The sequence below is a fragment of the Pseudomonas sp. ES1 genome (genome assembly GCF_050586605.1).
Classification (GTDB): Bacteria; Pseudomonadota; Gammaproteobacteria; order Pseudomonadales; family Pseudomonadaceae; genus Aquipseudomonas; species Aquipseudomonas sichuanensis.
Map to the genome: position 1 here is coordinate 1 of NZ_JBOBDM010000107.1, position 8,397 is coordinate 8,397.

At 55.4% G+C, this 8,397-nt stretch carries 5 protein-coding genes and 2 pseudogenes; all 7 read right to left on the reverse strand.

Features of this window, described 5'->3' with window-relative positions; genetic code table 11:
* A pseudogene (locus tag ACQ4N9_RS26015) lies at positions 1–276 on the reverse strand (DUF2345 domain-containing protein); the annotation flags it as partial.
* 107 nt (positions 277–383) lie between these two features.
* On the reverse strand, positions 384–908 hold the full coding sequence (locus ACQ4N9_RS26020; RefSeq protein ID WP_390966565.1) for a hypothetical protein: 525 nt from the start codon (positions 906–908) through the stop codon (positions 384–386).
* Positions 908–1,213, reverse strand: coding sequence for a hypothetical protein (locus ACQ4N9_RS26025; RefSeq protein ID WP_390966563.1), 306 nt, complete (start codon positions 1,211–1,213; stop codon positions 908–910). Before ACQ4N9_RS26025 ends, ACQ4N9_RS26020 begins: the two co-directional genes overlap by 1 nt.
* A 278-nt stretch (positions 1,214–1,491) precedes the next feature.
* On the reverse strand, positions 1,492–2,091 hold the full coding sequence (locus ACQ4N9_RS26030) for a hypothetical protein (protein WP_390966561.1): 600 nt from the start codon (positions 2,089–2,091) through the stop codon (positions 1,492–1,494).
* A gap of 10 nt (positions 2,092–2,101) precedes the next feature.
* Positions 2,102–3,630, reverse strand: a pseudogene (locus ACQ4N9_RS26035) (RHS repeat-associated core domain-containing protein); the annotation flags it as partial.
* A 48-nt stretch (positions 3,631–3,678) separates the two neighbouring features.
* Positions 3,679–4,098, reverse strand: a complete 420-nt coding sequence (locus ACQ4N9_RS26040) for an Imm10 family immunity protein (protein ID WP_390966559.1) — start codon at positions 4,096–4,098, stop codon at positions 3,679–3,681.
* A partial coding sequence (locus ACQ4N9_RS26045) for an RHS repeat-associated core domain-containing protein (protein WP_430934061.1) occupies positions 4,065–8,397 on the reverse strand: 4,333 nt, incomplete at its 5' end. The genes ACQ4N9_RS26040 and ACQ4N9_RS26045, both read right to left, overlap by 34 nt.

Below are 8,397 nucleotides of genomic sequence, written 5' to 3' on the forward strand. Positions count from 1 at the left end.
GAACTGCGCGGCCTTGGCGGTGTAGTTGGCGCTGGTGACGTGGGTGATGCCGCCAGCGTTGTAGGTCGTGCCGCTACCGCCGCCCTGCAGCACCAGCTCGGTCTTGGCGGTGAGCACGATGCGGTCGGCGTTGGCGGTGATGTCGAGCTTGGCCAGCAGGTTGATGTTGTCCTTCAGGGCGCGGATGTCGATGTCGCCGGAGGCCGACATCAGGCGCCAGTAGGCGTTAGAGGGATCCAGTCTGATTACCCATCCCTGCATCACAAACGAAATGCTTTCACCGTAATTGACTCAGGGCCTGGCTCTCGCCAAGCCCTGTTTGCCCAAGATGCTCTTCGCAAAGGTTTCAACCACTCACAAAATAAGTGATATCAGCACGAGCACTACGAATTAACCGTTTGCACAGCCGCCTTAAGATTCTCCTGACGAATCTGAGCAATAAATGAACCATTATGAAAATCAGAGCTTTGCAAAATACTGATCAACTTATTGCTCCACAGCACATCAGCATCAATACGCTGTTCAACGTCAACATCCGCAACGTCGATAGCATCCTCGACCTTACTTAATGAATTCTGAACACTTTCAAAATCACCAGTCAAGAAATAGGAGACACAATAAGACGTACAAATCGCAGAACACTGAGCCTGGTCCGCAAGCTCATCACTGTAATCTTCCGTATCAGGAATGCCATCATAAATAGCTTGATAAATCCGCGTTAAATCTATGACTCGCCCGCGGCTAATCACCTCATACAACTCAGAAACAACAACAGCATTGACATCTTTAAGGCCGTATTTTGTCGCAAACGCAGTGTAAGGTAGTGAAATCCGCTCCGCACCTAGCAAACAAAATAATGAAATGGCATTTTGAGGTAGCTTTGTTAACTGAGCATACTCAACCTTCATTATAATCCCCTCTTGCTTTTCTTGCCTGCAAATGGAGTATCCGTAGACACAGAATTATCACGCATCATGGTTTCGCAATCTAAGCAAACACCTCGATTCGCGTCAACATGCGTTGCTCCAGCGTTAATCAGCGTCTCCTCTGCGTGACCAACACCACTTACATCCGCCAGGCCTTTATCCTCAGCAAATTCCCGCTGTGCTTTTGGTACTTCCTTATCACTTGAAGCAATACCTAAACTTCCATCTGGCATTACCCCTACAACTATCGACTTAAATCTCTGCGCAGTAGGATCTAGTACACCCATGAGCCTCATCTGCAAGCTGACGGGTTGGCGAACCACATCCGCATTTTTCTTAACAGCACAAAGGCCTAATTGGTCTACCCAGTTTACGGGGTTTCTCGCATACGAATAAAGATTTTTGCCCCCGGCATAACGAATTTGATCCTAACTTAAAAATCATCCACCCTCGGATCACAGTATCCGACAGCGGTTGCAATGCAGCCCCGCCAAGATCCTAAAACATTAAAAAAGTACCCACCCACACCAACGCCTTAAGAAAAACCGCACAACGTGTAACCAAGCTATTTTTTTTCAAACCCTTTAAAAAGTTCGTCAACCTGCTTTGCCAAAGCCACTACTGCGTCACCCGCCTCTTTATTTCCAACTTGCATACATTCAGGCAACTTACTATTATCATAGGCTTCTTCCTGATCAAAAAAACCTGCCAAACAAGCGTTCACTCTAAAAACGATGTGATGCATTCGCCAGCAAGTAGACCACTCCAATGCATTAACGCCCTGAGAAAACCCTTGATCGGACGGACTTTTTTTAATCATAGCTCCGCCAACCCAAAGATCGGCATAGTACTCAAACGTTATATCAGCATATCCAGAGCAAGACCTATCATACTGCGGATCTTCAAACAGCACCCTCCAGCGAGGTATTTCAGCAAATCGCATCGAGCATAATATCGGCCTAAAAAGCTTATGAGCCATATCAACTTCAGCAAGTGACTTCGGAGGCACCAAGTAAAACTTTGAGAACACCTCAATCAAAAATCCCGCATTCGGCTCAACATGTTCAACATAGCGAGCCAAAACAAAACCAATTTCCTTTTCACGGTTTAAAGCAGGTATATAAAAGACACTTCCCGGCCGCACATTCGATTTCAGCAACTTCATATTTTCTCACCTAAAGCTCACAAACAGAGCCAGCTTTGAGCTTATTATATTCAGCGATATGAGACAGACCGCGCTCGTCCGTCCTTGATTTATCGATTGGTTCGATCACATTACCTGGGAAGCCAGTCTTAGTCCCATGCACCTCTCGGTAATATTGCTCAGCCCCTTTGGCTTGCGTATACGTCAAGTCTTTGGCGATCGGTACCAACCTTGCTTCTCCTAGCCTTCCAGTTTTCGCGTGTTGAGCCTCTCGCACACTTTCTGCCTGCATCGTGTGCCCTACATAGTACGGCTTAGTCGCATTAGGCTCGTAGAGCCCGTAAACGGTATATCCAGGTTGATTCAATGGTGTCGGCGCAAGACCTAATGCGTCAACCCAATGCAACGGATTCAGGGTATAAGCATAGAGGTTCAACCCGCCAAAGTAGCTAATCGGGTCCTGGCTAACGAACCGCCCAGCCCTCGGATCATAGTACCGATAGCGGTTGTAGTGCAGCCCCGTCTCATGATCGTGGTACTGCCCCTGGAAGCGGATCGGGTTCGCCATCCCAAGCTGCTTGGCCCACTCCGAGCGTACCTCGCGCACCTCACCCCAGGCCTTGTACTGTGCTGCCCACGCCACCTCGCCAGTGTGGTCGGTAAGCTCCATCGGCGTGCCGAGGTGGTCGCATTGGTACCAGGCAATGGCGTCGATCTGTTGCGGTTTGACCTCGTGCTGCCACAGCGGGTCCTGATCGAAGTCGTACTCCCGGTCGCTCCAGTCCGGCTGGCGTAGCAAGCGAATCGGCTGCTTGCGCAACGCCTGGGCAACCGGCACGAAACTCCCCGGCTCATACAGGTAATGCACAGTCCGCCCGGTATCACCTTCGTCCTGCGACGGCGAGCTTTCCCAGGCAAGGTTATCGCCGTCCCAGCCGTACAGGGTGTAGCCACAGCCCAGTTCGCGCTGGCGCTTGGCGCGCTGCATCTGGTTCCAGCCACTGCCGGCACGCGGATCATCCTGATGATGCGCGGTGGAGTGTTTGTGCAGACGGCGGCCCAGGGCGTCGTAGCTGTAGACGACACTCAGCTTGCCATCGTCAAAACGGGTCAGGCGGTCGAACAGGTCCCAGGTCAGGTGGGCCTTGTCGCCGTTATGCAGCCGGTTGATCAGATTGCCACGGTCGTCGTACTGGTAATGGGTCCCGGCGTACTCGCGCAACAGGTTGTCCATCAGCTTGTTACGACGCGGATCGCTTTCCAGCGGACGGTTGAGCTCCTGGGTTTTGTCGTCCAGCAGGTTGCCGGCCGGGTCGAAGGCAAAGGTCTCGACACCGAGGCGGCTGGTGGCTTGTAGCAGGCGACCAACGGGATCGTACTGATAGGCTAGGTGGCCACGGCGGGTGTCTTGGATACCGGTCAGCTGGCCGACTGTATTATATGGATACTAGCGTTTCAGCAGCGTGGCTTACCGTCATGACTACCCAGCAGTTGCTCTTGTTAGCGTCCTGCTGGACCCCAGGCCTGGGTTTGCGTCAGCTGGTGGCCCTGATGACAAACCCTTTGCCACTAAGCTAGCAACGCTACCGGCTCGCACATCAAATTAAGTCAGTATCTAAGGAGAGCTACTTCCCCCATGAAAATGTCATTTAACGCTGAAAAAATTTCATCGCTCTCAACGACAGAACTGGAAATATTGATTTGAACTGTACTGAGCGGTTTCACCCAGCTACAGGCTTTAGCGAAACTTAATACAACCTTATCTACAAATATCTCTACCTTTTCTATGCCACCATAGCCAGCAACCCCCGGATTGCCAACCTCAACATAATATGTATCCTGCCCAAGATCTTCGTCCTGGTCATCACTCTCATCCGATCTTTGCAAAATCATGAACTCCGAAGGCTCATCATGACTATCCACAAAGCCGACTGTCAGAACATCCTCTTCTCTAGAGGCATCAAAATAGGTCGCTGTAAACTGTTTATCCATATTTATCCCCTTTTCCGCTTCTGCCCAGCGGTCCATGTCTTAGTTTCGCCATTTTCAGGCCAAGTGTATTGAATTTTTGCCCCGGTTTCAGCTGACGCTCTATTCATCTTACCCTTGCATGATGGGCATGGCGGGTATTGACCATCAATAACCATAACGTCCCCTTGCTGCAACGGAATCTGTTTTACTGCTCTAGCTTCGGTATGCGTGGCTAAAGAGCTTCGCGGAAAACCTAAGGATCGTTCTTCCTCTGTCATGTTTCCACTGTGCAGAATGCAGGATACAACAGTGTGCTCACCATCCGAATCATGCACGTTCACAACGGCAGTGTGAACACCTTTTCCGCTTCCGAACTTGTTTAACCCCAGCGGATCAATCCAGCCTATAGGGTTCGGCGCATACGCAAACAAGTTCAAGCCACCGGTGTAACTGATCGGATCCTGATTGATGAACCGCCCAGCTCTCGGATCGTAGTACCGATAGCGGTTGTAGTGCAGCCCCGTCTCATGGTCGTGGTACTGCCCTTGGAAACGGATCGGGTTGCTCAGGCCAATCTGTTTGGCCCACTCCGAACGGGTTTCCTTGATCTCACCCCAGACCTTGTACTGCGCCGTCCACACCACCTCGCCAGTGTGGTCGGTCAGTTCCATCGGCGTGCCGATGAGGTCGCATTGGTACCAGGCAATTGCGTCGATCGGTTGAGGTTTGACCTCCTGCTGCCACAGCGGGTCCTGATCGAAGTCGTACTCCCGGTCGCTCCAGTCCGGTTGGCGTAGCAAGCGAATCGGCTGCTTGCGTATAGCTTGGGCAACCGGCACGAAACTGCCCGGCTCGTACAGGTAATGCACAGTGCGTCCAATCTCGCCTTCGTCCTGCGGCGGCGAGCTTTCCCACGCCAGGTTATCGCCATCCCAGCCGTACAAGGTGTAACCGCAGCCCAGTTCGCGCTGGCGCTTGGCCCGCTGCATCTGGTTCCAGCCACTGCCAGCACGGGGATCATCTTGGTGGTGCGCGGTGGAGTGCTTGTGTAGGCGGCGACCCAAAGCATCGTAGCTGTACACCACGCTGAGCTTGACATCGTCGAAACGCTCCAAGCGGTCGAACAGGTCCCAGCTGAGGCGGGCATGTTCACCGTTGTGCAGACGATGAATCAGGTTTCCGCGCTCGTCATATTGGTAATGGGTCCCGGCATACTCGCGCAGCAGGTTATCCATCAGCTTGTTACGACGTGGGTCGCTTTCCAGCGGGCGGTTGAGTTCTTGTGTTTTGTCGTCCAGCAGGTTTCCGGCCGGGTCGAAGGCGAAGGTCTCGACACCCAGGCGGCTGGTAGCTTGCAGCAGACGGCCGACCGGGTCGTACTGGTAGGCCAGGTGGCCGCGACGGGTATCGTGAATGTCGGTGAGCTGGCCAACCGCATCGTACTGGTACTGGCGCTTGAGCAGAGTGGACTTGCCGTCATGGCTACCCAGCAACTGCTCCTGCAGACGCCCTGCCGGGTCCCAGCTCTGGGTCTGCATCAATTGGTTGCCCTGATGCCGCGCCACTTCACGGTGCAGGTCGTCACGCTCGTAGGCCAGCAGTTCATGGTGATCAAGGGTCATGCCCAACACATGACCGCTGCCATAGGTGAGCACGCTGATCTTGTGGCCATCCGGGCGAATCGTCGCCGTGCGCAGATTCAGCGCGTCGTATTCGTGCTGCCACACCGCAACCATCGGCACCTCAGTACCGAAGTAGTACTGGTGTTCACGGGTCAGGTTGCCCGCCCCGTCGTGGAACCATTGCAGCTTGCTGGCGGCGTTGATGGCCTGGATCAGGTTGCCGTTGCCATCGTAGGCGAAGGTTTCTTCCTGGCGCTGCTCCCCCAGGCTGGCCACACGTGAGATCAGACGCCCCACCGGGTCAAAGGTGATATCGATACGACGCTGGCCAACCTGGGTGCTGGTCAGGCGGCCCGTATCTGGATCGTATTGGTACCGCGTCACCAGCCCATCGAAACCTTGCTCTTGCAGCAGGCGCCCGACCGGGTCGTAGAGGAAGTCGGCCTTGCTCTCGTTTTCATTCTCCAGTCCAATCAGTCGACCCAACTTGTCCCAGCGGTAATGCAAGGTGTGCTCGGCAGCATCCACGCGTTCGGTGAGCAGACCAACGGCGTTGTAGGCCCAGGTAGTACAGCGGTCCAGCGCATCGGAGTGCGCCAGCAGGCGACCTTCGGCATCGCGCTCGAAGCGTTCCTCGGTGTTGTCCGGGTGAATGACTTTGGCCAGTTGGCCGGCCTTGTATTCGTAGACTGTCTTGTTGCCCGCGGCATCGGTGAACAGCACCAATTGGCCGAAATCGTCGTACTCCCATTGGCTGGTCTTGCCCGAGCAGTCGGTGTACTCGACCAGCTGATCCGCCCCGTTGTACGCCAGCTTCTTCTCGTTGCCGTTGGCGTCCTTGATCGCCTTGACCAGGCCGGAGGACGTATAGGCGAACTCGGTCTTGTGGCCCAGCGGGTCGGTGGTTTCGACCAGGTTGCCCTGCTTGTCGTAGTCACGCAGCCACAAACCACCTTCGGCATCGCGGATCTTGATCAGGTGGCGACGGTCGTCATAAGCGAAGTGCGTCTGACTGTGGTCGGCACGGATATGGCGAATGACGCTGCCTTGCTCGTCGTAGTCGTAGCGGTCTTCACTGCCATCCAGGTGGACGTGGCGCAAAAGCTTCTTGCGCTCATCGCGGAACAACCATTCCGAGCGCTCGTCGGGGTAGCGGATGCGATAAAGATGCCCCTGGATGTCGTAGTAGTACCAAGTCTCCTGGCCGTGGGCGTCGGTGACGTAGGTAAGGCGAATGTTCTCGTCCCACTCGAGCTTCGTGTCGAAGCTGCCATCGTCAGCCCATTCGCGGATGGCCTTGGCATCAAAGGCACTGCCATCCCATTGCAGGTTCATGCCGCGACCGGTGCGGTCGGTGTACCGGGTCACCAGGTGATTCTGGTACTGGTAGTGCCAAGCCGCGCCGTTCTCGTCCTGGGCGGCAGTCAGATCGCCCTGGTCATCGTAGTGGTAGGCGCACAGCTGGCGAAGCGGCTGGCCGTCGCGCATTTCCCACAGACCAGTGACGTGGCCGTGGTCGTCGATCAGCGTACCGAGGTGGCGCAGTACATCCTTCACATCACCCTGGAAGGTGATGATGTCCGACAGCACCGGGCGCCCCTCGTGGCGGTGCTCGTAGTGCAACATGCAACCGGCACCGTTGCTGAGGGTGATCTTCTGCAGGTAATAACGGTCCTCGACGCGCAGGTAGTATTCCTTGCGCTCGAAACCTCGGCAGATCACCAGCTCGTTTTCACGGCTGCGAACCAGCAGCAGGTCTTCAATGGCGTTGTACAGCGACTTCTCGACCTTGGGCAGCTCGAAGGCATGGCTGCGACCGTCGTGGTCATGGAACACCAGGCCCTTGCCCACCACGTCGATACGAGTGGTGAACTCGGTGATCCAGCGCGCACCGAGGCTGCCCTGGTCATATTCGGCCAGGCGCGAGTGATAGGTCCGCTCCCATTCGATGGGGAACGGTCCAGGCAAACTGAAATCGGTATGCAGGATGAACTCGGAACCCAGCGAGAAACTGATGCTATGGCCGGTACGGGCCTTCGGCTCGGGTGGGCAAGGGGGACGTTTTGGACTCGGTGTCTGCTCAGCCTTTGCCTGCGACCCACTGACCGCCAACTCGCCCTTACCCTTCTCCCGCTCTACCTGCGTGGTGGTCCCCGGCTTGCTCACCCCCGGCTGCCCATTCTTGTTGCGCTTGCGAAACCCCTTCACTGCCCCACCCAGCACGGTCAGCATCCAGCCGATGCTCATCTGTGTCGCGGGGTCAGCCAGCTTGGCGAATTGCTTGGCCATTTCCGGCCCCAGCGCCCGCAGTTGTCCGGTATTGGCCAACACCATGCTCTTGATGTCATCCGGCAATAGCTTGCTGGTTGCACTGTTGGCCAGGCCCTTACCGGCAGCCTTGTAGGCGCTGTGCACTGCGCCGAAGAAGTTGCTGAACGCCGCCTTCGGGTCGTTGAGCAACTGATCGCTCGCCGCCGCCATCTGCTTGCTCGCCGCTGCCTTGTCGCCCTTGGCATCGAGCTGCCCAAGCACAATCGTCTCCAGGCCCGTGGCGATTTCGCCAGTCACCTTGGTCCCAAGATCCCCTGCATCCTTGAGAATGCCGGCAATCTTCGGCTGCGCCTGGGTCACGAAGTCATCGATGGTCCCGGCGATGGTCGCATTGAGATGCCCGATCAACACCGTGATCAGCGAGTCGCCCAGCAGCATCTTGGCGCTGTTGCGTAGCTCCTGG